The sequence below is a fragment of the Stutzerimonas stutzeri genome, assembly GCF_024448895.1.
Taxonomy (GTDB): Bacteria; Pseudomonadota; Gammaproteobacteria; order Pseudomonadales; family Pseudomonadaceae; genus Stutzerimonas; species Stutzerimonas stutzeri_Q.
Genome location: NZ_JAMOIC010000035.1, coordinates 1 through 26,543 on the forward strand (window position 1 = coordinate 1; position 26,543 = coordinate 26,543).

A 26,543-nucleotide genomic window follows, 5' to 3' on the forward strand; every position below is an offset into this window, starting at 1 on the left:
AGCTATTCAATAAGAAGGCAAAAATTAGTAGCAGCTCTCCGCTTGATGAGGACTGGAGCGGAAACGAAGATTATCGAGAATTTGTTGAAGCGGTTAAGGATCAAAAGATAAACGATTTGTATGGTCTTCCAGATGCAAAAGTTCAGAGACTATCGTCTGACGAGGTGTTTGAAGTAATTAAGTTTTTGCTTGATTCGTTATTTAAAGATGGCAGAATTATTTCCGGAGACGAGTACCAGGGTTTAACAAAAGCTACTAAATTACACATCAAAGATGCCTTTCAGAATGTGTATGTAGCCTCCCTGGGGCGCGCTCTCACTAGGGCGGAAAAAGGAGTAATGTCCACCTCGCTAGCCATTTTTCTATGGCATATTCAAGGCAAGTCGTTTAGCTCACTTCTGGGCTTACGCTACAGCTATCTAACTCGGCTCGATGAGCAACGAGCGCTATATAAGTTGTTCTCTGGTGGCGATCTTGATTATCGAACCTACATCGCGTCACTTAAGAGCTTGCAAGTTCGTTATTCTGAAGTGCCGTTCCCTTTACCTGACTCTGCACAACCTGCGCACAACAGATTTAGCGGAATTGCTGCAGATGATTTGCGCTACGATCTGCTGGTCTACGATAGCTATGATTATTTGGATAAAGTGGTCTCGTTTTCATTGGCAGATATATTTTTTGCCGCTTTCGAGGAATACTTCTCTTGGTCGGGAGACCCAAGAGCAAAAATATTCTCGGAGTACATGCGCTACGGAACGAACGATCCAACATCAATATTGCTAATTAGATATGGTTTTCCCGCAGAGGAAGTTAATTCTCTATCAAAGGTCATTGATTTTATTGACGAGGAAAGAATAGTTTTTTCAGACAACGCTTTTGAGATAGGAACCCCATTTAGCCGTTATTTAATTGAACACTACAGCTAGCGTTTTTGGGGAAAATTTTCATAGCGTTTCCCTGGCAGGCTAATTCGTTCTATAAAGCAAAGACTTGCTCATTCTTTGAAGAACTCACCACTCCTTTAGGAAAAAGGGGACAACGGGAAAAGGGGACAGATTTATTTTTCCTCGGCCTAGGCTTTCTCTGCTGAATCGCGGAAACCATATCATCCCTGATGTTCGCTCGCCCACGGCATAACAATTTGCAAATCCCCAACAAGCATCTGTGCAGCAACCATCCAGACTACCGCCCCAATCAACCCCAGCGACATGTGCCCGACCACGATGCCGATGGCGATCTGTTTCCAGAGCCCGGCATATTGGTTGGATGGGGTAGCGGCGGCGGAGCGGAAGGGCGTTTCGCGCTCGGCGCGGATGTTGTCGAAGCTGTCTCTCATGGTGCGCTCTCGGTGATGCTTGGCTAAACGACGGGCACAAAAAAAGGGTTCAGCTTTCGCTGAACCCTTTTTGAATTTGGTGGCTACGCAGGGACTTGAACCCCGGACCCCAGCATTATGAATGCTATGCTCTAACCAACTGAGCTACGTAGCCAAGTGGCGCGCATTATTCGCGTCGCGCCTGTGGCTGTCAACCCTCCTTCCGTGATTTTTCGCCCGTCTATCAAACGCTTATGCGGCGCCATCGTTTTGCTGCAAAAGACAGCTCGGTGGCACCTCTATTTTTGTGCCGATCAATCCCACGCTGGCGCGAAACCAGGGTTGGCCAGGCGCTCGTTGCGGTCCAGCGCGGCGATCTGTTGCATCTCCTCGTCGGTCAAGCGCAGCTCCTGCGCTGCCAGGTTGGCGGCGAGGTTTTCGCGCTTGGTGGAGGAGGGGATCACGGCGAAGCCCTGTTGCAGCAGCCAGGCGAGGGCGATCTGTGCCGGGCTGGCGTTGTGGGCCTTGGCGATGCGCTGCAATACGTCATCCTGCATCACCTTGCCATAGGCCAGCGGCATATAGGCGGTGATGTGGATGCCCTGGCTGCGGGCGAAATCGATCACCTTGCGGTTCTGCAGGAAGGGATGCACCTCGACCTGGTTGGTAGCGATGTTCTCGGCGCCGATGGCGTCGATGGCTTGCTGCATATGGGCGATGGTGAAGTTGGAGATGCCGATGGCGCGGGTCAGGCCGCGCTCCTTGGCTTCCATCATCCGGGGCAGGTAGTCGGCGACTGCTAGCTCGTCGTTGGGCGATGGCCTATGCACCAGCGTGAGATCAACTTGCTGCAAGCGCAGCTTGCTCAGGCTTTCCTCAAGGCTGGGGATTAGCCGATCGGCGCCGAGGTTGCTGGTCCAGACCTTGGTGGTGACGAATAGATCTTCCCGGGGCACGTCACTCTCGGCTATTGCCTGGCCGACTTCCGCTTCGTTGTCGTAGATCTGCGCGGTGTCGATGTGGCGATAGCCGAGTTCGAGGCCCATCTTCACCGAGTCGATGACTTGCTGGCCCTTGAGGCGAAAGGTGCCGAGGCCGAAAGCGGGAATGGTCATTGAAGGTCTCCTGTGCGGTTAAAGGTTTCGAAGCCGCAGTTGATGAATTTGCTGGGGCCGAATGCGGGGCGCGGCGCCGGCCGATGCGCCGACGAAGAACGCGAGCCGATCCAGGTGTTTGAGATCTAGATGCCCGAGATCTGACCTATGTGCACACCACTTAAGCCATGCGTTCCCGATGGGCCGGGTGTGCACTCTTCGGCCGAGCCTGGGTGATGGGCGCGTCGAGGTGCGACCGTGAACGGACGCTGTGATCGCGCTTGTTGGATTGCTTGCGTGCAGTCTGTCCCGCAGACTTCTGCGGAAAACCGGGCCACAGGCCATACACAATTGACTGCGAGTCACAGATGAAAACCACGCTCGACGAGTTGCAGGCCTTCACGGCGGTGGTCGATACCGGCTCGCTCTCAAGCGCGGCGGTACAACTCGGGCAGACCGCTTCGGGTGTCAGCCGTGCATTGAGCCGGCTGGAAACGAAGCTCGCCACCACGTTGCTGCGTCGGACAACGCGCCGTCTCGAGCTGACGGAGGAGGGCGCAGCCTTTCTGATTCAGGCGCGGCGGATTCTCGAAGCGGTAGAAGAGGCTGAAGAACAGATGTCGCGCCGGTTGCAGCAGCCGGCCGGGCGGTTGCGGGTCAATGCCTCTGCGCCGTTTATGCTGCATGTCCTGGTGCCATTGACGGGCGGGTTTCGCGAACGCTATCCGGATATCGAGCTGGAGCTGCACAGCAGTGATCAGATCATCGATCTGTTGGAACATCGCACTGACCTCGCGCTGCGCCACGGCCCGCTGCGTGATTCGACTTTGCACGCCAGGCCGCTGGGTCGGAGTCGACTGCGAGCGGTCGCAAGCCCGGCTTATCTGGCTAGACGCGGCACGCCGCAGCAGGTGGAAAACCTGGCGAGGCATAGCCTGATCGGGTTTACCCAGCCTGAAAGTCTCAATCACTGGCCGCTGCGCCATTCGCTCGGCGAATCCTGGCCCATCGTGCCGAGCGTCTGGGCCTCGAGCGGAGAGACCGTGCGGCAGCTTGCGCTGGCAGGAGAGGGTATTGCGTGTCTGTCCGATTTCATGACCGCGCGTGATCGAGCGGACGGCTCGTTGGTCGAGGTACTGGCCGACGCGAACGTGAATGTACTGCAGCCGATCCACGCCGTGTATTACCGCAATACCACCCTCGCCACGCGCATCACCTGCTTTCTTGACTACCTGAGCGAGCGCCTGGAGGAGCAAGCCTGGACGCGACACGGATAACCGGGGCGAACGATGGGGAGTTGGGCTTGCCTAACAAGTCTACGGCCACACCTGCGAGGACTTCCCATGCTTAGCATTGCCTTACCCAGCGAGACGCCACGCTATCCCTGGCTGGCTGATGAATCGCCCCTGAACGATCTCGACGATGCCGAGAGCGATACCGAGCTGGATGACGGCGACACGCTGCCCGACGAAGTGGTCGAGCAGCTCGAGAAGCAGCCACCGCCACCGGACCCGATGCCCGATCCCGGCGTTATGTAGCGCTCGGATTGGGCTGATCCGACACTGCGGAGAGCGTAAGCTGAGCGGCCCAGAGGTGCTTTGGCACGACGTTGCGGGCAATGCGGTGGGCGAATCATTCGCCTCTAACGCGGCGGGCTGTGGCTTCTGCTGGCCGGTTTGAGCGTTGCGGTGCTTGAGGATCGGTTAGCTTGGAGCGGTGGGCGAATAAATTCGCCCCTACGGTTTGACGCGCTGGCTGTGAGCGAGTGTTGGCACATCACGTTGCAGTTTCTAGTGGCAGAGACATCACCCGGTCGCGATGCGGCAAGGACATGCTCCCTCACGGCGGGTGTCGCCCGTTGCGTAGACAGTGGTTCGTTTCTCCTCGATGTGAGACAGGCTGCCGGCAGGCAGTACTGCTACCTCCCCCTTTCCAAAGAGACCTCGTGCATGAACAGGCGGTTGTTGGTTGGAGTGCTGCTGATCGGCCTGCATGTATTCGTCGGCGTTACGCTGATTGCGGATCTCTCGCTCGGGTTGTTTGGAAGTGTTTTGGCGTGGGCCTATCTCGCCCTTTCAGCGGTTCTGATGCGCTATGGCGTGCTGGTGCGGGGCGCGGACAGTGCGCTGCTGGCGTGGTCCGGGCTGTTGGCGATGGGCATATTTTCAAGCCTGGCGGTGTTCGCCCTGCTGCGCGCGTTCGTGCTGGCGCTAGGGTCGTTGTCGGGTTGGGAGCCGGAGGGTTTGGCACAGGGCTCCGCGCTGGCGGTCATCGTCGCTGTCGTTGCGGTGACGTTGTTCGGCTTGCTCAATGCACGCCGCACCGCCCGGGTGGTGGAGCGCGACATCGTGCTGCGCGATCTGCCTGCGGGGCTGGAAGGCTTCAATATCGTTCAGTTAAGCGATATTCATGTCGGGCCAACCATCAAGCACGGCTACATCGATGCAATCGTCAGTCGGGTCAATGAGCTCTCGCCTGATCTGATCGTCATTACGGGTGATCTGGTGGATGGCAGTGTGGCTGACCTGGCCCACGACATCGCCCCACTGGCGCAGCTCAAGGCCCGTCACGGCGTGTACGTTGTCACGGGCAACCACGAGTATTACTCAGGCGCGGATAGCTGGATTACCGAGTTCGAGCGTCTTGGTATGCGCGTGCTGCTCAACCGTCATGTTCAGCTCGAGCATGGCGACGCAAAACTGGTATTGGCGGGCATTGCCGACTACTCGGCTGAACTGTTCCGGCCTAGTCACAAGAGCGATCCGGTCGCGGCGTTCGCCGGTGCGCCCAGCGACGTGCCGCGCATCCTACTGGCGCACCAACCGCGGTCGGCAAAAGCGGCAACGGAGGTGGGCTGTGATTTGCAGCTTTCCGGGCATACCCACGGTGGCCAGTTCTGGCCCTGGATGCACTTCGTGCGTTGGCAGCAGCCCTGGGTCGCGGGGCTACAGCGTGTTGGCGACATGCAGATCTACATCAGTAGGGGCACCGGTTACTGGGGGCCACCGCTGCGTTTCGGTGCTCCATCGGAAATCGCCCGAATTCGGCTGGTCAGCGCCGCCTAGTAAAGTTCGCACGTTATTTCAGCTGGCCAGTAGCTCGCGGCGCATCAGTACGTAGTCCTGGCCTTCCTGCTGGCCACGGCGCAAGGGGTTACGGGTGCAGTGCGCGGCAAACCCCGCGTCGACGAAACGGTATGGCAGGTGCCCATCGCGGCCAGTTGGAATGCCCAGGCGCGTCGTCTGGACGATGTCCGGGCGCGCGCCAATATCGTCGACGCGCAAGCGGGTCGGGTCCATGCGCTGAGCGTTCCATTGCGTGACAGTCAGGCCCAGCGCTTTGCAGAGCAATGTCTGGCCGGAACAGAGGCGGGTGAGCGGGCGAGGGCCACCGGCGGCGGCGGGGCTATTGGTGCGCATACGCTCGATGGACTCTTCGCAGGACAGCAGATCAACCCACGGATAGCCGGCCTTGATGCACACGGCGTTGCCGTCGCCCTGCACGCTGAAGTTCAGCGAATCGCCGCCACGCGAGTAGTAGAGGTACAGATGACCGGCCGGCATAAACATCGCTCGTCTCGAAGGGCTAAAGCCCAGCGATGAATGGCTGGCTTTTTCGTCAACGTAATACGCCTCGGTCTCGATGATGCGTGCCGATAGCCAGAGCCCGTCAACGCAGTGGCGGATAACGGTCCCCAGCAATTCCTGGGCTACGATCTGCGCGTCACGATCAAAAAAACTGTCGTCGAGGTTTTGCTGTGGCGGTTCGGTGAGGCTGTTCATCAGGGCTCCGGCTTCGGCAGGTCTGCCTTTTCGGACCGATAAGCGCAGCGAATATTCCGCGATTGATGGACGGATTTCGTGCCGGTCGTCAGACAGATGCCGTGGTTGGACCCTGCATGGGCTTTCCAGAGTGACGCGTCTTATCCTTTAAATGCCGGACGCCCTTAGTGTATTAGGCTTCTGGCGGGCGTCCTGAATTGCGAGGGCTTAACTGGCAGATCGCGGTAAAAGCACGCTTACTCAGGCCATCTCCGCCGTTGCGCTCGTTACGAGTACGGCAGCAATGAGTACAGGAACGACGCTAACGGAACGCCTATATCCGGTTGCGATTGGTGCATGGCGAACGTTTTGGGCCTGATATCTCTGGGGCAGTACGACGACTGATGCGCATACAAGCTTAGCGCTGCGCCACCCGCGCCGTGTTTGTAGAGCCACTCTGGATGACGCTTGCACTATTGCTGGCGCCATACTGCGAGATGTCTGCAACATTTGCTGTGCCGCTTTGGCTGACAAGCGCGTAGTGGCCTTCGTTGAGTTGCGAGGCCTGGATGATGTTGCGGTCACCGTCTTGCTCAAGGTCCAGCTGGTTTTCATTGCCCGCTCCAACCTGAACGGTCACGATGCTGTTGTCGTTTCCAGTCATCACTGCTTTCAGTTCGTTGCCGACCGCGTTCTGCGTAAGGTTGGCAGTATTGCGCTCGCCAGACAGCAATACGGCAACAAGGCCGTTTCTGCCCGTTTGTACAAGGTTGATGGTGTTGTCATCGCCAGTCTCGGAGGAAATCGCCGTATTCTGCCGGCCACTTTGGGTGGCTGTGACCTGATTGCGGTCGCCGTTCTGCTCACCTGAAAACGTCATGAGGATGCCGGATTGGCTTACCGTAACGAGGTTATGGTTGCCAACGCTTTCAACCTCAGCGTTCGAGGCGATCGCTGAGGACTGACTCACGCTCGCCATGTTGCCAACACCGAAAGACATAACCGTGGCGTCGGAGACGCTGCCGTAAATTTGCGTCACGGTGGTGTCGTTTTCGCTGCCATTCTGCCAAATAAAGGCTGTGCCGCCCAAAGTGTTGTCTTGGTAGGAATTGCTGACATTGTCGCTGCCGTACTGATTGCTGCTGGATTGCGATTCGGCGAAGGATTGGTTCGTGGTAGCCGCGTTTCTATCGCCTATCTGCAGCTGGTAGAGCTCTGCACCGATCGAGTCCGACTGGGCGCCTTGCGCAGAGTTCGAGCTGCCGTGCTGGCCCTGAGAGATGACACTCTCGGTTGAATGGGCTTGGGTGGCGCCCGTCACGTTCTCAGATCCCACTGCCTGATACTGCAGGATCATGCTGCTGGAGGCCTGTCCTGCCACAGTATTGTCCAGCTGACGCGCCTCACTGTAATTGGAGCTGCCTTGCTGAAACTGCGATATCGAGTCGCCTATACCGCCTTGCTGGAACGAAACCGCTTCGTTCGAAACCCCGCCTTGGGTGATTGATGTCGAGTTCTCGAATCCAGCCGTCTGCGTGACAGTGGCTTCCAGGGATGAGCCCGATTGATCGATGTCGGCGGAGTGTTGGGCGGCGAATGCCTGTGAGGACATTGCAACAATCAGAGCAAGGGCAAGCGGCTCGAGTGTGCGCATGGCGTATCTCCGATGAGGACACCTGACTACGCACCCACTTCTGATCCTGCTGCGCCAGGGCTATGAGGTGCGTTCAGAACGGACTCAGAGACGGGAACGTTCTTGGTTTGTCCGGGTTGTAGCGCACCATCATGCTCGCGCTGACGCAGCCAGGAGTATCCACTGTTCGATTGATAAAGCAGGGGGGAGGCTTGCGAGGGGGCGGCGGATGAGCGCGACACATCTAGCCGTCTCTGGGCGTGCTACGGCCAACAGAGGCCGGGGCGCGGGATACGTTAGGTGGGGTACGAAAACGAAAAGGCCGCGCTAATGCACGGCCTTTTCGTTCTTGTCAGGTTAGCAAACCTTACGGAACATGCTGAAGTTGCTGCTTAGACGTTAAGTCGTGATTTATCAAGCAACTAGCTAATGTTGAACGCTTTTTGTCTCTGGTCTGTCAGGTTGTACTCGATTTTATACTCATTAATATCGCCGGCAAGCATGTGAATGCTGTGGACCTTGATCACGGACTCGTTTCGCGGTCACTCATTCAGCCGTTGGTGACAGGCATTGACCGTTGACGCTATCTCTTGCGCCGTTTCGCGGCGAACTGGAAGATCCGCAAGTTTCTGTCCAAGTCCGGAGCCCTGCTGAAGCATACGCTCAATCACTTCTTCGGCGATTCTCAGCGATACCCCTCCCTCTTTAGCCAGGCGTAGCAAGTGACTACGTTTGATGACCGAGCCCTCTCCACATACATCCATGTGATGTTGGCCCATTGGGCCGTGGCTGAACGTCAGGTCGAACGCGGGGGCTAAACGCCAGCGGCGGTCTTTGCCGAGGCGCCATGCAAAATTTTTCGGGTGGTCGTCGCGGTTATGGAAAAGCACATTGAAAATGGTACGTGCATAGGCTTTCTCCACTTCGCGCTCATCACGTGTAAACATTCGAGTAGCGCGCAGTAACGTAGTGTAATCGCAGGCTGACGGAATTCGAAAATCCACTTGCAATAGCCCGGCAAGGCTGTGAACGGGCACTCGGCTTCCCTGTTCCCGGTCGAAGCGTTCAACGCCAAAGGCTGCCAGGTTTTCAGAAAGATCAAACCAGCGACTATCGGGAACATCTAGCCCGCAGTCACGGGCGAGTTCAGCGTAGAGCTGCTCGATGGCGCACACTTCCTTGTGTTCATTTTGGGCTGGAAACTTTACCAGCCATGGATCCCCGGGGGCGCCTGCACGGGTGCTGACCCTGCCACTGACTAAGTCGTATTGCACAAGCGCTTTAGGTCTAGCGCCTTGCGGCGAGCCGCCAGTCAACGCCAGTTCGCGAAGTGCCGCTCCTGCTTCGCCGGCCAAAGCCCGAACGCTTTCTTCTGCTAGAGCCAGCAGGTTCCAGTCTGGTTCATCGAGACTGTCGTTGTCGGCGGGCACGAAACGCAGTGCTCCCATCGCTCTAGCGCCAATAAAGGCGAGCCGATCCAGAGGGCCTGGATGACGCAGGCCTTTCTGGCGAAAAAGTCGATCCATCAGCAGAAGGCCCCAGCCGTCTGGCAAGCTATCGGCGACTAGTCCGGGGAGGCGGTGCAAGTAGGGCGGAAAGTCACCGTACGCTGAAGCACGCAACTTCAGGTGCAGCGGAGATAGCTCGAGTCCGTTGCTCAGCGCTTCTGATGCATACTCAAAAAGGAGCGTTCGGCCATCGTCGGCCAGTCGGCCAAGAGGCCAGTCTTCGCCCCAGCCGCAATAATGAACAGTTATTTGTTTCATGCTGGTTTCCGACGTGGTGCGCGTTGGCGTTGGCTGGCAGCTTCGGCCTGCTTCATCTGTGCAATTGACTGGCGTTTGAGAAGGAACAAGTCTTCCAGCTCGGCAGTAACTCCCAGCGCATGAGCTGCCCGGATCAGCGTCTCCATGGAGCATTGCCCATCACGCTCTAGCTTGCGCACTGCACCAAGAGACAAGCCTGCCATCTGGGAGAGGTCGAGCTGTGATAAAGCCTGAGCGAGGCGCTGCTCCCGTAGTCTAGCGCCCAAGGCGCACATAATGTCTTCAGGAGTCGCTAGCGTAAATGTCATTAGGAAAACCATTAACCTATGGATACCAAGCTAAGGACCATTATAGTGGTTTTTAGCTGGCTTTGGAGCCATTGGCGCGGCGAATGTTGAGGTCGAGCGTGAGGAGCGTGAGGAGCGTGAGGAGCGTGAGGAGCTGTTATCAAATCGTCTTTTTCCCGATAGAAGCAAACCGCCTCGATCATCCTGGGCCAGCACCGAGGCCCTGGCCTTTGTAATGTTAAAGCGACGCAGCGTTCACAGGATTACAGCCTTAAGGCGCTAGGAAGCTGTCGCTGAAGTAACAGCACCGACCACGCTGAAGTAACAGACAATTTACGCTGATGTAACAGACCGCCAGCGCTGAAGTAACAGACAACCTACGCTGATGTAACAGACGAACCACGCTGAAGTAACAGACCGATTACTTTCAGTATTTGCCTGTAGCCCTTTCTGGGCGCGGGTTGCAGAGGGAGGCGTCGACTCTACCTAGTAGCTCTGCTAGTAGCTTTTGCTCCTATCTCAATTAGCTATCTCAAGTAGAAGGTGATCGCTCTATAGATTTGGCAGACAGAATGCCCCCGCGAGCAGAGACAGGGCGGCCGCTGATGCCGGGCTCGCGCAGCTTCTGGTTTGGTAGCATTCGCCTGATATCTGCCGGTTTTTAGCCTGGCATAGCGAATCTACAGACAGAGCGAGGCCATGACTGCCGCTCTAGTCTGCGCTGATGTAACAGAATGCCCGCGCCGATTGCTACGCTGGCGTCACGTCTAAGACTGTGTGGTGTTGTGGCGGCCAAGTCCTTTTTCGTGTGACTAGTTGCCGAATAGCTGGGGGGATGCTTTTGAACGTGGTAAAGCCGATTCCAGAGACAACGATGCGCCACTATCTTGGGGGTATTGCCGCACTGAATCTTCCCTCAGTGACAGGCTCAGGGGACTGGCACCTTGAGCAAACGTTTGTCCGTGGTAGGCGTCGTACAAAGGGCTTTCTTTCAGGTGATGGCTGCGACGTTGATACAATGAGCCTTCTTGGTGAGCGTGGCATATATGAGTGTTCTACTGCATTGCAGGGGTTGGGCATTCCGTACCGGGGAGAGGTTGCGTATGCAGCTTCCCACGCGCGTGCGATTGTCGATCTTTTAATCGCTGCCGTGCGACACGCCGGAAGAACGGATCACATTCGATTAGACGACTGGATGCCGACTCCTGAGGGCAAATCAGAAGTTTTCGAGATGCTCCTTATTGCTTTACCAAAACTCCCACAAAACCATCAGGTAAAATTGCGCGACTGGCATTCCCGCAATGTCGGAGCCTGTGACTAGTCGCTTTACTCCAGCGCAGATCCCGAATCCGGACGGGATTGCATATCTAGGGATCCTCTGAAGTAGCCATGCATTTCTGGCTGACTTCAGCCTCCGCTGATTTTGAAAGCGGAAAATCACTGTTCAACTACTCGATGCGAAAGAGTAAACCTGGTTTGTTGCAGACCGGGAGCTACCGGCTGAGTACATGCTGGAGGTACGCATACGGCGTCACCCGGGTCCAGGCGCAGGAAAGGCTCGGCAGGATCATCAAGCGCCTGCGGGCTGGAGAGAATGCATAATCGCGAAGCGGCAACCCTCCGAGAGGGGCGGAATCTTCTCAGGCTTAATCGATTCGTTTTGGGTGCAGGTGTGCAAGCGGGCCAAAAGAACACGTATGACTCGATTGCTGCGCTCTAAGCAACCGACTTCCGCAGCGATTTGGCCAGGGCATGCCCGCTTTGCTACGCAAGCTTGATCATAATGACGCGAGATACCGAGAACCGATGGCATTCACTGCATAGCGCTGGATACGTAGGTGCGCCAGCGCTCGCGAATTCGCTTTCGTAGGTAAGCGCATCCGCTACTGGACGGCCGGCGAAGGCGATCCGTGCTGCTCATCCAGGGTTTTCCCACGGCCAGATGGGACTTGGTACGTACAAATCTCGATTGTAAAAATTGAGCGGAAGTAGCGGATCTGTCGGAGCCAGTGCGCCTGGCCATTTACTGTGGCACATCGCAAATCACCGACCGTTTGAATCGGGGCTGTACGATCTACGGCGCATCCGACTCTGCATTACCAAGCTTCGCTGCAGACGTAACTTGGCACTGAGTGGTAAAAGGGGAAATAATTAGTACCACTGGCCGGATATGGAAAGCATGGAATCGACTAAAAGGAATGCCCTCGCGTCACTACTGCTTGCTGGCGTGGTGTTAACTGCGCAGGCACAGCACCCGAGCGAAATGTATGAAGATTGTAGTAAATACAGGCCAGGTCCTGGGCAGGCAATTCCGCAAGAAATGATGGCATGTAGTCGGCGGGTACAGTCAGCAAAAGCGGCATACCAGCTGGAGCAGCAGAAGGCTGAGAGCGCAGTCGCACAACAAAGGCTGTATGAGGCCAGTCCATCGCACGGCTCGATGTCCTACCAACGCTGCATCCTGGAAGAAGCGCCAGACGTGCAGAACGATCTATCAGCCAGAACCGTAGCAATCAACTGCCGCAAGCATCCGACTTACGCCAGGGGTCCAGAAGCGGATCTTATTTTCGGGTATGACTCGGCTAAAGAATGCTTCGCAGATAATGGTGGGCAAACGCAAAGCACGATCGCGTCGAAGCTGATTGCTAAAGCCTGCCTTGACCTGTATCCGGGCACAATTTACTAACCTTGATGCGCTAAGTTGATCGAGTAAAACACCTAGAAGGATGTTTGAATGATTTTACTTATGAATCTCTTCCTAATCTTAGGCACAGGCTTCGCTACCTTCGTTGCCTTCGGCGTGGCGGAAGGAGCAAAGAATAAGATCATCTCTGTTTGCCTGGGAGCTGCCGCCTTTGTGCTCCTTGTTTCGGTCCTACCAAGCGCAAATGAAGCTACACCAAGTATTGATGCAAGCGCCTCACGCTCGACGAAAGCCTTACAAGATAAAGCCGCGGTGGCCGTTACGCTACGCAACTACAAAGAAAAGGGCGACAGCGTGAAACTGGAGTGTTCAGGCACTACAGGCAATATCACTTGCAAGGCGAAAAAATAGGAAAGCTATGAACAGCCTCAAAACCACACTCGCCCAGCGCAAAGATGAATTGGTTGCTGAGGTGCTGGAAGCCGCACAGCTTTAGCGATTTGATTGCCGTTTCGATGAGCGGTTAGGCGCGATCCAGATCGCTAATCTCGCAATCAAGCTTGGCAGCACTCGTAGCGGCAGCCACCACCTACAGCGATTTCCAGCATTGACCGAGGTTTACTGCGATTCGGTCGGTGATTGCATGGTCAACGTGTTCATTCGCGACGGTGGAGCCGAACGAACGCAAAACCGGTTGTGGTGTACTGCATGGATGCTGGATTTGCTTGCGTGTAGGTACCGATCGCAGCATGGAAAATATGCTGACCGAGGAAACTGGCAAGCACAACTGGATGCAGCCCCTGAACGATTTCCGCAATTAGAGCTGAAGGCACGCCACTACGACCCAAAGGCGCGCAACTGGCTCGCCCGATCTATCAACGAGGAAACCGGGACGATAAAAATCGCTGCGAATGCCAATTCACCCGAGCTTTGCAAGCCGGCTAGGGATGGTCTGAAGTAGTCAGGTATTTCTGGCTGACTCCAGCCCTTGCCGATTTCAAAACGGTGATTCGGCTAAAAAACGATCAAATCATCCCCTCTTTCCGGATTTATAGCCGGCGCGAGCACCTCGCGCCGGCCATTTCCCGCATTACAGACGCACCTCTCCTGCATTCGTCAGCAAATGTCGGCGCGCCATCCACAGGTTCGACAGCGCGAACAGTGTCACCAACTGCGCGGTGTTCTTCGCCAGGCCACGGAAGCGTGTCTTCACGTAGCCGAATTGGCGCTTGATCACCCGGAACGGGTGCTCGACTTTGGCGCGCACCTGGGCCTTGGATTTCTCGATCTTGCGCTTGGCTTTGTACAGCGCACTGCGCTTACTCAGCTTCTTGTACGTACTGCGGCGGGCCGCAATCTGCCAGATCACCTCCCGGCTTTCATGTTCCGGGCGTTTCTCTACGCCGGTGTAACCCGCGTCGGCGCCGACCATGTTTTCCTTTCCATGCAGCAGTTTGTCGACCTGGGCAACGTCAGCAACGTTGGCTGCCGTCCCCACCACGCTGTGCACCAGACCTGACTCGGCATCCGCGCCGATGTGAGCCTTCATGCCGAAGTAATACTGGGTGCCCTTCTTGGTCTGGTGCATTTCCGGGTCACGCTTACCGTCCTTGTTCTTGGTCGAACTCGGCGCATGGATCAGCGTGGCATCGACGATGGTGCCCTGGCGCAGCGACAGGCCCCGATCGCCCAGGTAACCATTGATCACCGCCAGAATCCCGGCCGCCAACTCGTGCTTCTCCAGCAGGCGACGGAAATTGAGGATGGTGGTTTCGTCGGGAATACGCTCTAGGTTCAGCCCGGCAAACTGGCGCAAGATTGTGGTCTCGTACAGCGCCTCCTCCATCGCTGGATCGCTGTAGCCGAACCAGTTCTGCATCAAATGTACGCGCAGCATCGCCATCAGCTGATACGCCGGACGACCACCTTCACCCTTGGGGTAGTGCGGCTCGATCAGGGCAATCAAACCCTTCCACGGCACCACCTGATCCATCTCGATCAGGAACAACTCTTTGCGGGTCTGCTTGCGCTTGCCGGCGTACTCGGCGTCGGCGAAGGTCATTTGCTTCATCGGGAAACTCGGGCAACGGGATCGGCGTATTTCACCAGATTCGGGAAGTCTTTTTCAGACCATCCCTAGCTCATGTTGAAATTCTAACGGTCCGAACACTCATCACCGGAACAACATTATGCGAAATGACGGCACAGACCCATCAAACCCTAGACAGGCTAAGGCTGCCCAGCAGAACTATTTTTGCCGGATGTGGGGTCGCGTTACGTCCTGGGCTGATCGGCGTGTGAAGCCGAAAGTTAGGGAAGCCGCGTGGTACGTAACCGGCATAGTTGCACTCACTTCACTAGCGCTATGGTGGCTGCACGGGCCGATGATCGCTCTCACCCTTGCGGTGACAGCGCTAGGCCTTCTACTAGTGGCGTTCTCCGAGCTGACGGACAGTAAATGGCTGCGGGGAACGCTCACTCTCGCGGGTGTCATTCTCGTGGCCTGGTGGTACCTGAAAACACTGCCAGGTTTGTTTTTCCCCTTCGCCAATGTGTTGCTTCCAACCGATCCGCAAGAGCATCCAGGCGCGGCATATACCGTCATAGTGAAAGTCGACAAGCGCCGGGGCAGACCCGACTGCACCATCGATCATGACAGCAGCACGCTTACCTGTCAGGTCCGAGTGGTAGTTGGTAATACGCAACGCTAATGGTAGCACTGCCGCTCAGGCGGCCCTGCGGCGATGGGGCCGCAATAGGGGATCCATGCAAGCCAGCATCGGACGCATTCCAGCTGCTACACATTGTCCCCATTGCCGCTGAGGCCAATTTCTTGCGAAATCGGCCCCAGCGGCCACATTCTTTGTGTTTCTTCGAACAGCACAAAGAATGTGCAATTGTCGCCGGGGACATTGAAAATTTAGGCTGCGTCCATTAATAGCCAGAGCGTTATCCGCTGTTGTTATGAGATGAGTGTGGCGAAGATGTGGTGTTAACGTGGCGAAAAGGTGGTGAAAGTGTGGTTAAAACCTGCACTTGAACTGCGGTGGGCTTGTTCAAGTGCACGTGATATACATGTTCAGCGCGTTTCAAGCTGTACCAAATACAGAACCAACGACTCGGCGATGGTTTACCATCAAAGCGGTGAACCAGAGCTAATTGATGCTGATGGTAGCGGGTAGTCGGGGGGACAGGGATGGTGGCAAGAAAGCAGAATGTGTTGGCCTGCTGGATTGGCGGCAACGATCTGAAGGCGATTGCAGGCGGAGAGGCAGGTCCCATTCTGTCTACGCTTAGATCGGTGCCTATCGATAGCGTCGAGCTACTCTCTTCGTATCCCGCTGAACTTGTTGAACCGTACCTATCCTGGCTTCGCCAGAAAATTGCTCTGCCGATAGCGGCGCACTACGCGAAATTATCTTCCCCCGTTCATTTCGGGGAGATCTACCAGGCAGCCAGCCAGCACCTGAAGCGTCTTAGCACCCACGGTAAACAGCTCTCCATTCTGCTCAGCCCCGGCACACCGGCCATGCAAGCGGTGTGGATTCTGCTGGGCAAAACGCGCTACCCGACGACCTTCTACCAGTCCTCCCTTCAGCAAGGCGTTCAGCGGGTCGAAGTGCCGTTTGAAATCGCGGCCGAGTATGTACCGGCGGCCAATGCCATTAGCACCGACAAGCTGGTTCAGCTCGCCGGGCTGGATGCGCCTGTGGATGCAGCCTTCGACAGCATCGTGACGCAGAGCGAGCGTATGATGGCCCTCAAGGCGCAGGCGCAGATACTTTCGGCGAAGCAGGTGCCGGTGCTCATTTACGGTGAAACCGGCACCGGCAAAGAGCTGTTTGCCCGCGCCATTCACAATGCGGGCCCACGTTCTGCTGCACCCTTTGTTGCGGTGAACTGCGGTGCCATCGTGCCGGAGCTGATCGACTCCACCTTGTTTGGCCACAAGAAGGGCGCATTCACCGGCGCAATTGCGGATCGGCCCGGGGTGTTCCAACAGGCCCATGGCGGCACGCTATTTCTGGATGAGTTTGGCGAGCTGACCCCAGATGTACAGGTGCGACTGCTGCGCGTACTGCAGGAAGGCGCCTTCACCCCAGTAGGCTCCAACCAAGAGCTCACAGTCGATGTGCGGCTGATCACCGCCACTCACCGTAATCTGATGCAGGAAGTAGCTCACGGGCGCTTCCGTGAAGACCTGTTCTATCGCATCGCCGTGGGTGTGCTGCACCTCCCGCCGCTCAGAGAGCGCGAAGGTGATCTGCTATTGCTCTCCGAAAAGCTGCTGGCAGGCATTGCCAGCCAGGACGCCAATCTCGGTGATAAGAAAATTTCCGCAGAAGCAAAAAACCTTATTCTTCAGCACCCATGGCGTGGCAATGTCCGTGAACTACAGTCCACCTTGTTGCGCGCAGCGCTCTGGTGTCGGGGCGATCTGATAGCGGCTCATGATATCGAGCAAGCACTGTTTAAGTTGCCGCAAGTGCAGGCCGATATATTGGCTATGGATGTTACGCAAGGTATTGATCTACAACAGGTAATTGCTGAAGTGGCAGGGCATTATCTGCGTAAGGCGCTCACACTTACCGGCAACAATAAAACCCGGGCGGCCAGCCTGCTAGGCCTTAAAAGCCAGCAAACGCTGAGCAACTGGATGGACAAATACGGCATCGAATAAAACTGGCACGGTCCTCGCTATAGGACCGACATGGACAGAATCGCCTTTATGAAATCAGTCAACTTCGAGTTCCTCCGCCCCGGCAACGAGCTGCTGGCCAACCTCGCCGGTCTTGCCGAGGCGGTACTGCACATCGATCCGGGCAGCGCGCTCACTCGCCTGCGTAGCTTCGCCGAAGAGCTGACCAAGGCTATCTACAAGGAAGAACTGCTGCCGCGCATGCCGCAGTCGAGTTTCTACGAACTGGTTAAAAACCCTGTGTTTGTTGATTGCGTCAGCAAGCCCCTGGTACACCAGATCAACTTCCTGCGCATCCAGGGCAATGACACCGCTCACGGTGCGGAAGGCGACCTGCGCAACGCACAGCTGGCGCTGAATACGGCCTATCAGTTGGCCATGTATATGGCCATCAAGTACTACGGCACCGCACAGGCCGATATTCCGCCCTTTGCCGAGGTCAAAGACCCAACGGCGATGTTGGCCAGCCTGCAGAAAACCGTCTCCAGCTACGAGAAGGAACTCAACCAGCAGCAGGAAGAACTGCAGCGCGTTATGGACAAGCTCGAGCAGGAGCGCACCCGTCATCTCGACAAGGTCGACGCACCTGCCAAGCCTGACCAGCAAAAGCGCCAACAGCAGAGCCAACAGGTTGCAGACAGCCTACAGTGGAATGAAGCCAAAACCCGCGCATTGCTGATCGACGCCATGCTGCTGCAGGCCGGCTGGGATGTCAGCAACCCTGCGCAGGTCGGTCAGGAAGTCGAAGTTGATTTCCCCGGCAACGTCTCCGGCAAGGGCCGCGCGGATTACGTGCTATGGGGCGACAACGGTCAGCCCCTGGCCGTGATCGAGGCCAAGAAATCCGGCAATGTCAGCCTGCAAGCCGGGCGCGAACAAGCCCGCATGTACGCCGACGGCTTCGAGCGCATGGGCATGCAGCGCCCGGTGATTTTCTATAGCAACGGCTACGAAACCTTCATCTGGGACGACAAGCAGTACAACACCTATCGCCCGGTATACGGGATCTACAGCAAGGACAGCCTCGAATACCTCGCCTATCAGCGCCAGTACCGCGTCCCCGCCCTGGAGAAACACAACCCCGAGCTGAGCATCGCCGATCGCCCCTACCAGATCGAAGCGATCAAAACCGCCGCTGCGCACTTCCAGCAGCAGCGCCGCAAGGCCCTGATCATCCAGGCCACCGGCACCGGCAAAACCCGCGTGGCCATCGCCCTGGCCGAATTGCTGCTGCGCACCGGCTGGGCCAAGCGCGTGCTGTTCCTCTGCGACCGCAAAGAGCTGCGCGTGCAGGCCGATGAAGCCTTCAAGCAAAACCTGCCCAGCGAGCCGCGCTGTGTGATTGGTGAAACCGGTCAGGTTGATCAGACCGCCCGCATCTACATTGCCACCTACCCGGGCATGATGAACCGCTTCGCCCAGCTCGATGTGGGCTTCTTCGACCTGATCATCGCCGACGAAAGCCACCGCAGCATCTACAACAAGTACCGCGACCTGTTCGATTACTTCGACGCGCTGCAGGTCGGCCTTACCGCCACCCCGGTGAAGTTCATCAGCCGCAACACCTTCGATATTTTCGACTGCGAAACCACCGACCCCACCTTCGAGTTCGGTCTGGATGCCGCCATCAATAACGAGCCGCCGTATCTGACGCCGTTTCGCGTGCGTGACCTCACCACCGATTTTCTGCGTGATGGCATTCACTACAACGACCTCAGCGACGATCAGAAGCGCCAGCTCGAAGAAGACCTCGGCGAGGAAGAAGCCAAGCGCACCACCATTGCCGGCAAGGACATCGGTCGCAAAATCTTCAGCGAAGACACCGACCGCATCATCCTCGAAAACCTGATCAACAACGGCATCAAGGATGAGACCGGCTCACTGGTCGGCAAAACCATCGTCTTCGCCCAGCGACAGGACCACGCCGAACATCTGGAAAAGCTCTTCTGCAAGCTCTACCCGCAATACGGCACCAAGGTCTGCAAGGTCATCCACAACGCCATCCCGCACGTGGACACCCTGATCAAGGAATTCAAAAAGCCGGACAACGACTTCCGCATCGCCATCTCGGTCGACATGCTCGACACCGGTATTGACGTGCCGGAAGTGGTCAACCTGGTGTTCGCCAAACCGGTCAAATCCTGGGTCAAGTTCTGGCAGATGATTGGCCGCGGCACGCGCCTGCGCCCCAACCTGTTTGGCCCCGGTAAAGACAAAACCGAGTTTCTGATCTTCGACCACTACGGCAACTTCGATTTCTTCGAGCAGGAGTATCAGGAGCCGGAAGACACCGGCAGCAAATCCCTGCTGCAAACCACCTTCGAAGCCCGCTTGGCCCTGGCCCAGGCTGCCCTGCGGCATAACCATGCCGCCGCCTTCGATGCCGCCATTGCCCTGCTGCGCGCCGACATCAACGACTTGCCCGATACCAGCGTGGCGGTAAAGCGTGAGCTGCGCGCCGTGCACCAGTTGCAACAAACCCAACAGCTGCAGCAGTTCGATGGCAAAACCCAACACCTGCTGGCCAACACCATTGCCCCGTTGATGTCGGCCCGCGTGCTGCGCGACAAACACGCCACTGCGCTGGATAAACTCATCGCCGGCATTCAGTGCTGCTTGGTCGAGCAGGCCACCTGCTTCGAGGACGGCAAAATTACCCTGCTGGCCGAGCTGGATAAGCTCGCTGTGAATATTCAGGCCGTACGCCAGAAGGATGCCCTAATCGCCGAAGTACGCAGTGCCGACTTCTGGCTGCAGCCGCGCATCGACAAGCTGGAAAATGCCCGGCAGGAACTACGCGGCATCATGAAATACCGGCAAACCGGCAGCACGGGCGGCTATGCCATGCCCAGCACACGTACCGGCGACGATGGCGTGCAAGTGAATGAACGCAAGGTAGTGATTGCCGGTGCCAGCGAGGCGATGATCTACCGCCGCCGTCTCAAGGACATCCTCGCCGGCATGCTCGCGGCCAACCCGACCCTGCAGAAAATCCACAAGGGCGAACCCATTGCCGAGAGCGAGCTGAAAACCCTGACCTCGACCATCCTCACCAGCCACCCCGGCGTCAGCCTGGAGGTGCTCAACGAGTTCTACGGTCGCACAGCCGATCAACTGCACCTCACCGTACGCGAGATCATCGGCCTGGATGCACACGCCATTGAGGAACACTTCAAACAGTTCCTCCATGCCCATCCCAGCCTGACCGCCCAGCAGGTGCGCTTTATGAATCTGCTGAAAAACTACATCGCCCAGCACGGCAGCATCGTGATTGAAACACTCTACGACGCGCCGTTTTCCAGCATCTCCCACGAGGGCATCGACGGCGTGTTCGCCCCCGCCGATGTCACCGAGCTGGTGGCCGTGCTCAAACCCTTTTTGAAGAACCCCGGCCAGCCCGGCACACCCGCCTGATGGCCGCTCAACCTACAGATCGAGACCACTGAATGCTCACCGGCAAAATCCGCAACGATATCGACAAGCTCTGGGAAAAATTCTGGACTGGCGGCATCACCAACCCGCTGACTGTGATCGAACAGATCAGCTACCTGATGTTCGCCCGCATGCTCGACATGCAGGAAGACGTGGCCGAGCGCAAAGCCAACCGCACCGGCAAGCCCTTCGACCGTCTGTTCCCCAATACGCCGGAAGGCCAACTGCTGCGCTGGAAGAACTTCCGCAACATGAGCGGCAAGGAGCTGCACAGCCACCTCAAGCAGAAGGTCTACCCGTTCTTCGCCAAGCTGGGCAGCGCCGAAGGCGAGGGTGGTGAGCGTGAAGGCCTCGGCCATATCAGCGAATACATGCAGGACGCCGATCTGGAGATCAAGAACGAGTCCGTGCTCACTTCCGCCGTGGAGATGGTCAACGACCTGCCGCTGACCCAAAGCGATGTGAAGGGCGATATCTACGAATACCTGCTGAGCAAGCTCACCACCGCCGGCATCAACGGCCAGTTCCGTACGCCGCGCCATATCATCGACGCCATGATCGAACTGATCGCCCCGCAACCCACCGAAGTGATCTGCGACCCGGCCTGCGGCACGGCGGGCTTTCTCGCCCGCACCATGGAGTATCTCAACCGCGTGCATTCCAGCCCGGAAGGCACCTTCAGCGACGAAGACGGCAACCTGCATTACTCCGGCGACCTGCTCGAACCCTACCGCCAGCACATCAACAGCCAGATGTTCTGGGGCTTCGACTTCGACACCACCATGCTGCGCGTCTCCAGCATGAACATGATGCTCCACGGCGTGAACGGCGCGAACATCCGCTACCAGGACTCCTTGAGCAAATCCATCAAGGAGCACTACCCGCGTCAGGAACAAGACTTCTTCGACGTGGTGCTGGCCAACCCGCCGTTCAAAGGCAGCCTCGACGAAACCAACACCAACCCCGACGTGCTCGGTCTGGTGAAAACCAAGAAGACCGAGCTGCTGTTCGTTGCCCATATCCTCCGCTCGCTCAAGCTCGGCGGCCGCGCCGCCGTGATCGTGCCGGACGGCGTGCTGTTCGGCTCGTCCAAAGCCCACCAGCAACTGCGCCAGGAGCTGCTCGACAACAACCAGCTCGAAGGCATCGTCAGCCTGCCCAGCGGTGTGTTCAAACCCTACGCCGGCGTCAGCACTGCCATCCTGATTTTTACCAAGGGCGGTACCACCGAACGTGTGTGGTTCTATGACCTGCAGGCCGACGGCTACTCGCTGGACGACAAGCGCACCGAGCTGAAAGGAGAGGGCAGCAACGACCTGCCCGATGCTATAGCCCAGTGGCATAAGTACCGGCAGATGATTGAGGGCAACCTCAGCGCCAGCACCATCAATACCCTGTTCGGCGACAAGCGCAAAAAGGCCTTTGTCGTGCCCGCAGAGGATATTGCTGCCAACAAGTACGACCTCTCCATCAACCGCTACAAGGAAGTGGAGTACCAGCAGGAGGAGTACGAAGACCCGAAAGTGATTCTGCAGCGGCTTAAAGGGCTGGAGCAGGAAATCATGGCGGATCTGGATGAGCTGGAGGGGATGCTGTGAGTTGGCCTATATCTAGATTGGGCGAAGTTATTTCCTTTATTCGAGGCGTCACCTTTACGCCCGAGGATCAAGTAGAGCCCTTCTCGGAGGGCTCTACAGTTGTTATGCGTACAAAGAATGTTCAGGTGGCGGGGCTGGATCAGAGTGATCTAATTGCTGTGCCTTCTGGATTTGTAAGAAGAAAAGAGCAGGCGCTTCGGGAGGGGGATATTTTAGTTTCTTCAGCAAATAGCTGGGAGCTTGTAGGAAAAGCTAGCTATGTGCCAAAGCTAGCCTATGAGGCGACTGCTGGTGGCTTCATTTCAATCGTAAGAGCGAAAGAATCCCGCGTTGACTCTAGATACTTGTATCACTGGGTGGCTTGTCCAGCCACTCAGCATAAGATCAGGCACTGTGGTCGCCAAACGACAAATATTTCAAACTTGGATGTTGGTAGGTTTCAGGATTTGGAAATCCCCCTCCCACCCCTGCCCGAACAAAAGCGCATCGCCGCCATCCTCGACAAGGCCGACGCCATCCGCCGCAAACGCCAGCAAGCCATCCAGCTCGCCGACGACTTCCTCCGCGCCGTGTTTCTGGACATGTTCGGCGATGTGATTGAGGGGGTAGAAAATGTCGTTAGGTTTGCTGATATTGCCGTGCTGGATGCGCCAATGGTTGATCCACGAGTCGACGAATATATAGATTTAATACATATCGGCCCGGATCGGATAGAGAAAAAAAATGGCAAGCTGCTTCCTGCGCTAACTGCGCGAGAGGAAGGACTTATTAGTAAGAAATTTCTTTTTGATGACCGCTATGTGTTGTATTCAAAAATACGACCATACCTTAGGAAGTGCGCAATAGCAGAAGGGGTGGGGCTGTGCTCAGCTGACATGTATCCGGTCAGACCTGTGGAAGGTTTTGCAACTAAGGAGTTTCTATGGATGTTGCTCCTCTCTGATTACTTCACCGCATATACCGAGTCGTTGCCAGCCCGTGCAAATATTCCAAAGCTCAATCGCGAGGAGCTTGAGGCATTCACTCTTTCGTTGCCGGACTATAGTCAGCAACTTAAATTTTCCTCAATTGTGAGAACAACCAACATTGCCAGTCAGCGTGTGGTGGAGAGCGCTGCTTATGTTGATGGTGCATTTGAGTCCTTGAGCCAAAAAGCCTTCTCCGGCCAGCTGTAGATAAGGAAATCCCCATGCACCTCAAGTCCGTCAAGCTCACCCATTTTCGCGGCTACCGCGCCACCACGGTTATTCCCATCGACGAAGCCATGACCGGCATCGTCGGCCGCAATGATTATGGCAAATCGACCATCCTCGAAGCCTTGGCCATCTTCTTCGAGAGCGGAGACGTCAAGGCGGACAAGAGTGATATGAACTGCTTCAGCCTGGCCGAGGGCGCTGAGCAGTTCGAGATTGCCTGTGAGTTTGACGGCCTGCCTGAGGCGCTGGTGCTGGATGAGAATGCCGAAACGTCCTTGGCGCAGGAATACCTGCTTAACGCCGAGGGTGCGCTGGAAATCGTCAAAACCTTCAAGGCCAGCACCACCGGTAAGCCTGAACGTACGGCTATCCGCTGTCAGCACCCAGCAGATGAAGCGCTGGCTGGGCTGCTGAGCCTGAAGATGACCGATCTGAAAAAGCTCGGTGAGCAGCAAGGCGTTGCCGAGCATGTGGCAGACAAGCGCGTGGCCTCACAGTGGCGGCAGGCTATCCGTGCCGCAGCACAGCCCATCGCCTGTCAGGAGATGCTGCTCGACGTCAGCAAAGGCCTTTCGACGGACAGCAAATCCATCTGGGAAAGAATCGAGGCCCAGCTGCCCACCTTCGCCCTGTTCAAGGCGGATCGTGAAAGCAGCGATGGTGACGCCGAAGCTAAGAACCCGCTGCAGCAGGCGGTCAAGGAAGCTCAGGCTGTATTGCAGGATCAGATCAACGCACTGGAGCAGCAGATTGAGGCCAGCGTGCTGGATGTCGCTACCCGTACCCTCGACAAGTTGCGGGAAATGGCTCCCGAGCTGGCCAACGAGCTGACCCCGCGCTTCAAGGAAAAGCCCAAGTGGAGCTTCAGCTTCACCCTGGATGGTGAGAGCGGTATCCCCATCAACAAGCGCGGCAGCGGCGTGCGCCGCCTGATCCTGCTCAATTTCTTCCGCGCCGAGGCGGAGAAGGCGGTCGCGGGCTCCCAGCGTAATGTGATTTACGCCATCGAGGAGCCGGAGACCTCCCAGCATCCGAACTACCAGATGATGCTGATGAAGGCGTTGCTGGAGCTTTCCAACCAACCCAACCGGCAGATCATCGTTACCACCCACGTCCCCGCCCTGGCCGGCCTGATGCCCATCGATGGCGTCCGCTATGTCACCAAGGATGAGAACGGTATCCCTATAGTCAAAATGCCCAATGACGATGTTCTCAAGGAGGCCGCCGAGAGTCTGGGTGTGCTCCCCGAAACAGGGATGGAGCGGGCTAAAGGCGTCGTGCTGGTAGAGGGTAAGTCAGACGTTACCTTTCTCCGCCATGTCGCTAACACCCTGAAGGCTAGCGGACATCTCCAATCCAGTCTGGAAGATGCCGGCATCGTCCCAATCCTGATCGGCGGCTGCGGTAGCGTAAAACACTGGGTCACCCTGAATCTTGCCGATGACCTCGGGCTACCCTGGTGTGTGTTTCTCGACTCCGACATCGGTGGTACCCCGGAGCAAGTAGCTTCGATTGCAAAGCGTAAGCAAGAAGTAGAAGGGAGCGGCAGAGCTTTCTATTCAACCCACAAGCGGGAAATCGAAAACTACCTGTGCCCGGACATGATTCACGCTCATACCGGAGTAAGGGTGACCTTCACCGACACCTGCGATGCCAAGAAACTCGTCGGTCAAGCTCTGCGCGTCAAAGCGGATGATGTGATCGACAAGCTCTGGCCGCTCATGACTGCTGAGCAGATCATCCAGCGCTCGATGTACCGGAAAGGTGATGAACATCGCTCGGAGCTAAAAGAGCTGATCGAGAACCTGCTGACGTTGGTCGCATGACCCTAGAACGGTGTGCTGCTCCGCAGGTAGCGGTTATACCTTCACTCGCACCGGATGGTGCTAGGCGGCAAAAGGACCGGTTTTATGGCGCTTGATTTGAGCAATACTCTGGTGGTGGGGATTTCCGCTACCGCGCTGTTCGATATGAGCGAGTCCGACAAGATGTTCAAGGCGGCATTAGAAGCCGACCCAGAAAGCGTGATCGACAACTACCGCCGCTATATGCAGGAGCATGAGGCTAAGCCGCTGGCGCCGGGCACCGGTTATCACTTAGTCAAGGCGCTGCTCGGCCTCAACCGGCATATGAAAAGCGGTGACGTATCTCCTCTCGTAGAGGTGGTGGTGATGTCGCGCAACAGTCCGGATACCGGCATTCGTGTGCTCAAGACCATTCGCAGCGACCGGTTGGCAATCACCCGTTCCGCTTTCACTGGTGGGGAGTCAGTGGCCGACTACATGGATGCGTTCGATGTTGACCTATTCCTGACCACCAATGTGGAAGATGCGCAAAAAGTCATCGACTCCCGGCAATGTGCTGCGGCGATCCTTAGGGCGCCCCCAGCCAATGCCCCGCAGATTCCGGATGGGCAGGTGCGCATTGCTTTTGACGGTGACGCAGTACTGTTCTCGGATGCAAGTGAATTGGTCTACAAAACCCAGGGGCTGGACGCTTTTCTCGCCCAGGAAGATGCACTGCAACACACGCCCATGGAAGAAGGGCCGTACGCCAGCCTGCTTATAAAACTGGCAAGGTTGCAGGAGCGTTTGCCTACAGGGGCCAAGGATTCACCTATCAGAATTGCCATTGTCACTGCGCGAAACTCCCCTTCGGAAATGCGCGTGATCAACACCTTGCGCTTCTGGGGCGTGTACGTTGATGAGGCTTTTTTCCTGGGTGGCGTCGGTAAGGCCAAAGTGCTCAGCGCTTTCAACCCCCACATTTTCTTTGATGATCAAGATGTGCACCTTGAAGCGGCGGCCACTTTGGTGCCGTCTGCCAAAGTGCCTTATCTAACTAAACCTGGCCTGTCCGGCTTACTAACTGCTCCAGTCAAGTAGCTCACCGCCTATGGGTGCGGTTGTGGTAGGCACTGCTGCCCTGTGACGGACCGGATAGGGCGTGCTGCCGAAATATCTATAGGGCTTAAAGCAGTTTTCCAATTAGCCTGCTGAGCTTGGCCATAGTTGCGCCGGGTTTTAGCGCACGCATGGCCTAGCCCACGGCTGACCGAGTCGGCATCTTGCGTTCGCTTGGCGTCAGCAGCCCATTGGTGGCGAAGGCAGTAGGCGGG

General features: G+C 56.8%; 21 protein-coding genes, 1 tRNA gene and 2 pseudogenes. 16 read left to right on the forward strand and 8 right to left on the reverse strand.

The genetic code is table 11. The features are described 5' to 3' along the window. Positions 1-926: pseudogene (locus NA619_RS23320) on the forward strand (hypothetical protein); the annotation flags it as partial. Between the two features lie 179 nt (positions 927-1,105). Here the strand turns inward: NA619_RS23320 and NA619_RS23325 are convergent. The 3 genes from NA619_RS23325 to dkgB form a co-directional block, all read right to left on the reverse strand. Next, positions 1,106-1,336: a hypothetical protein gene (locus NA619_RS23325; RefSeq protein ID WP_255964205.1), complete on the reverse strand. Its 231-nt coding sequence runs from the start codon at positions 1,334-1,336 to the stop codon at positions 1,106-1,108. A 77-nt stretch (positions 1,337-1,413) separates the two neighbouring features. After that, positions 1,414-1,490: transfer RNA gene (locus NA619_RS23330), tRNA-Met, on the reverse strand. A gap of 139 nt (positions 1,491-1,629) precedes the next feature. Beyond that, complete coding sequence (gene dkgB / locus NA619_RS23335; RefSeq protein WP_255964207.1) at positions 1,630-2,430, reverse strand: 2,5-didehydrogluconate reductase DkgB; 801 nt, start codon at positions 2,428-2,430, stop codon at positions 1,630-1,632. 347 nt (positions 2,431-2,777) lie between these two features. On the opposite strand from dkgB, the gene NA619_RS23340 reads away from it, so the two are divergent. The 3 genes from NA619_RS23340 to NA619_RS23350 all read left to right on the forward strand — a co-directional run bounded on the left by NA619_RS23340 (position 2,778) and on the right by NA619_RS23350 (position 5,474). Beyond that, positions 2,778-3,686 carry a LysR substrate-binding domain-containing protein gene (locus NA619_RS23340; RefSeq protein WP_255964209.1) on the forward strand — a complete coding sequence of 303 codons (909 nt, stop codon included), beginning with the start codon at positions 2,778-2,780 and terminating at the stop codon, positions 3,684-3,686. A 66-nt stretch (positions 3,687-3,752) separates the two neighbouring features. Further along, positions 3,753-3,947, forward strand: a complete 195-nt coding sequence (locus tag NA619_RS23345; protein WP_255964210.1) for a hypothetical protein — start codon at positions 3,753-3,755, stop codon at positions 3,945-3,947. 411 nt (positions 3,948-4,358) lie between these two features. Next, the gene (locus NA619_RS23350; RefSeq protein WP_255964212.1) at positions 4,359-5,474 is read left to right on the forward strand and encodes a metallophosphoesterase; all 1,116 of its coding nucleotides are present in this window, start codon (positions 4,359-4,361) and stop codon (positions 5,472-5,474) included. A gap of 18 nt (positions 5,475-5,492) precedes the next feature. Here the strand turns inward: NA619_RS23350 and NA619_RS23355 are convergent, their stop codons facing one another. From NA619_RS23355 to NA619_RS23370, 4 genes are all read right to left on the reverse strand, one after another. Beyond that, entirely contained in the window at positions 5,493-6,191 is a 699-nt protein-coding gene (locus NA619_RS23355) for a DNA-3-methyladenine glycosylase (protein WP_255964214.1), read from the reverse strand. Between the two features lie 397 nt (positions 6,192-6,588). Continuing rightward, on the reverse strand, positions 6,589-7,824 hold the full coding sequence (locus NA619_RS23360) for a hypothetical protein (protein ID WP_255964216.1): 1,236 nt from the start codon (positions 7,822-7,824) through the stop codon (positions 6,589-6,591). A gap of 521 nt (positions 7,825-8,345) precedes the next feature. After that, positions 8,346-9,569 (reverse strand): type II toxin-antitoxin system HipA family toxin, encoded by a 1,224-nt coding sequence (locus NA619_RS23365; RefSeq protein ID WP_255964218.1) that lies wholly within the window; start codon positions 9,567-9,569, stop codon positions 8,346-8,348. Beyond that, entirely contained in the window at positions 9,566-9,889 is a 324-nt protein-coding gene (locus NA619_RS23370) for a helix-turn-helix transcriptional regulator (protein ID WP_336605477.1), read from the reverse strand. Before NA619_RS23370 ends, NA619_RS23365 begins: the two co-directional genes overlap by 4 nt. Positions 9,890-10,730: 841 nt before the next feature. On the opposite strand from NA619_RS23370, the gene NA619_RS23375 reads away from it, so the two are divergent. From NA619_RS23375 to NA619_RS23395, 5 genes and pseudogenes are all read left to right on the forward strand, one after another. Then, a complete protein-coding gene (locus NA619_RS23375) occupies positions 10,731-11,177 on the forward strand; it encodes a hypothetical protein (RefSeq protein ID WP_255964226.1) in 447 nt (148 codons plus the stop codon). Between the two features lie 509 nt (positions 11,178-11,686). Continuing rightward, positions 11,687-11,805 (forward strand): annotated as a pseudogene (locus NA619_RS23380) (alpha/beta fold hydrolase); the annotation flags it as partial. Between the two features lie 230 nt (positions 11,806-12,035). Then, on the forward strand, positions 12,036-12,542 hold the full coding sequence (locus NA619_RS23385) for a hypothetical protein (protein WP_255964227.1): 507 nt from the start codon (positions 12,036-12,038) through the stop codon (positions 12,540-12,542). 48 nt (positions 12,543-12,590) lie between these two features. Further along, complete coding sequence (locus NA619_RS23390) at positions 12,591-12,911, forward strand: hypothetical protein (protein WP_255964229.1); 321 nt, start codon at positions 12,591-12,593, stop codon at positions 12,909-12,911. A 232-nt stretch (positions 12,912-13,143) separates the two neighbouring features. After that, the gene (locus NA619_RS23395; protein ID WP_255964230.1) at positions 13,144-13,461 is read left to right on the forward strand and encodes a hypothetical protein; all 318 of its coding nucleotides are present in this window, start codon (positions 13,144-13,146) and stop codon (positions 13,459-13,461) included. Positions 13,462-13,590: 129 nt separating this feature from the next. Here NA619_RS23395 and NA619_RS23400 read toward each other — a convergent pair whose 3' ends face one another. Beyond that, positions 13,591-14,571, reverse strand: a complete 981-nt coding sequence (locus NA619_RS23400) for an IS5-like element ISPst5 family transposase (protein WP_255964232.1) — start codon at positions 14,569-14,571, stop codon at positions 13,591-13,593. Positions 14,572-14,884: 313 nt separating this feature from the next. Here NA619_RS23400 and NA619_RS23405 point away from each other — a divergent pair, with 313 nt between their 5' ends. From NA619_RS23405 to NA619_RS23435, 7 genes are all read left to right on the forward strand, one after another. Further along, a complete protein-coding gene (locus NA619_RS23405; protein WP_255964233.1) occupies positions 14,885-15,211 on the forward strand; it encodes a hypothetical protein in 327 nt (108 codons plus the stop codon). A 485-nt stretch (positions 15,212-15,696) separates the two neighbouring features. Beyond that, positions 15,697-17,181 (forward strand): sigma-54 interaction domain-containing protein, encoded by a 1,485-nt coding sequence (locus NA619_RS23410; protein WP_255964235.1) that lies wholly within the window; start codon positions 15,697-15,699, stop codon positions 17,179-17,181. 48 nt (positions 17,182-17,229) lie between these two features. Next, the gene (locus NA619_RS23415; protein ID WP_255964236.1) at positions 17,230-20,613 is read left to right on the forward strand and encodes a DEAD/DEAH box helicase family protein; all 3,384 of its coding nucleotides are present in this window, start codon (positions 17,230-17,232) and stop codon (positions 20,611-20,613) included. A 32-nt stretch (positions 20,614-20,645) separates the two neighbouring features. Further along, complete coding sequence (locus NA619_RS23420) at positions 20,646-22,229, forward strand: type I restriction-modification system subunit M (protein ID WP_255964237.1); 1,584 nt, start codon at positions 20,646-20,648, stop codon at positions 22,227-22,229. Next, positions 22,226-23,404 (forward strand): restriction endonuclease subunit S, encoded by a 1,179-nt coding sequence (locus tag NA619_RS23425; protein WP_255964246.1) that lies wholly within the window; start codon positions 22,226-22,228, stop codon positions 23,402-23,404. Before NA619_RS23420 ends, NA619_RS23425 begins: the two co-directional genes overlap by 4 nt. 14 nt (positions 23,405-23,418) lie before the next feature. After that, complete coding sequence (locus NA619_RS23430; protein ID WP_255964248.1) at positions 23,419-25,251, forward strand: AAA family ATPase; 1,833 nt, start codon at positions 23,419-23,421, stop codon at positions 25,249-25,251. An 84-nt stretch (positions 25,252-25,335) separates the two neighbouring features. Next, positions 25,336-26,310, forward strand: a complete 975-nt coding sequence (locus NA619_RS23435; RefSeq protein WP_255964250.1) for a 5'-nucleotidase — start codon at positions 25,336-25,338, stop codon at positions 26,308-26,310. The last annotated feature ends 233 nt before the right edge of the window (positions 26,311-26,543 follow it).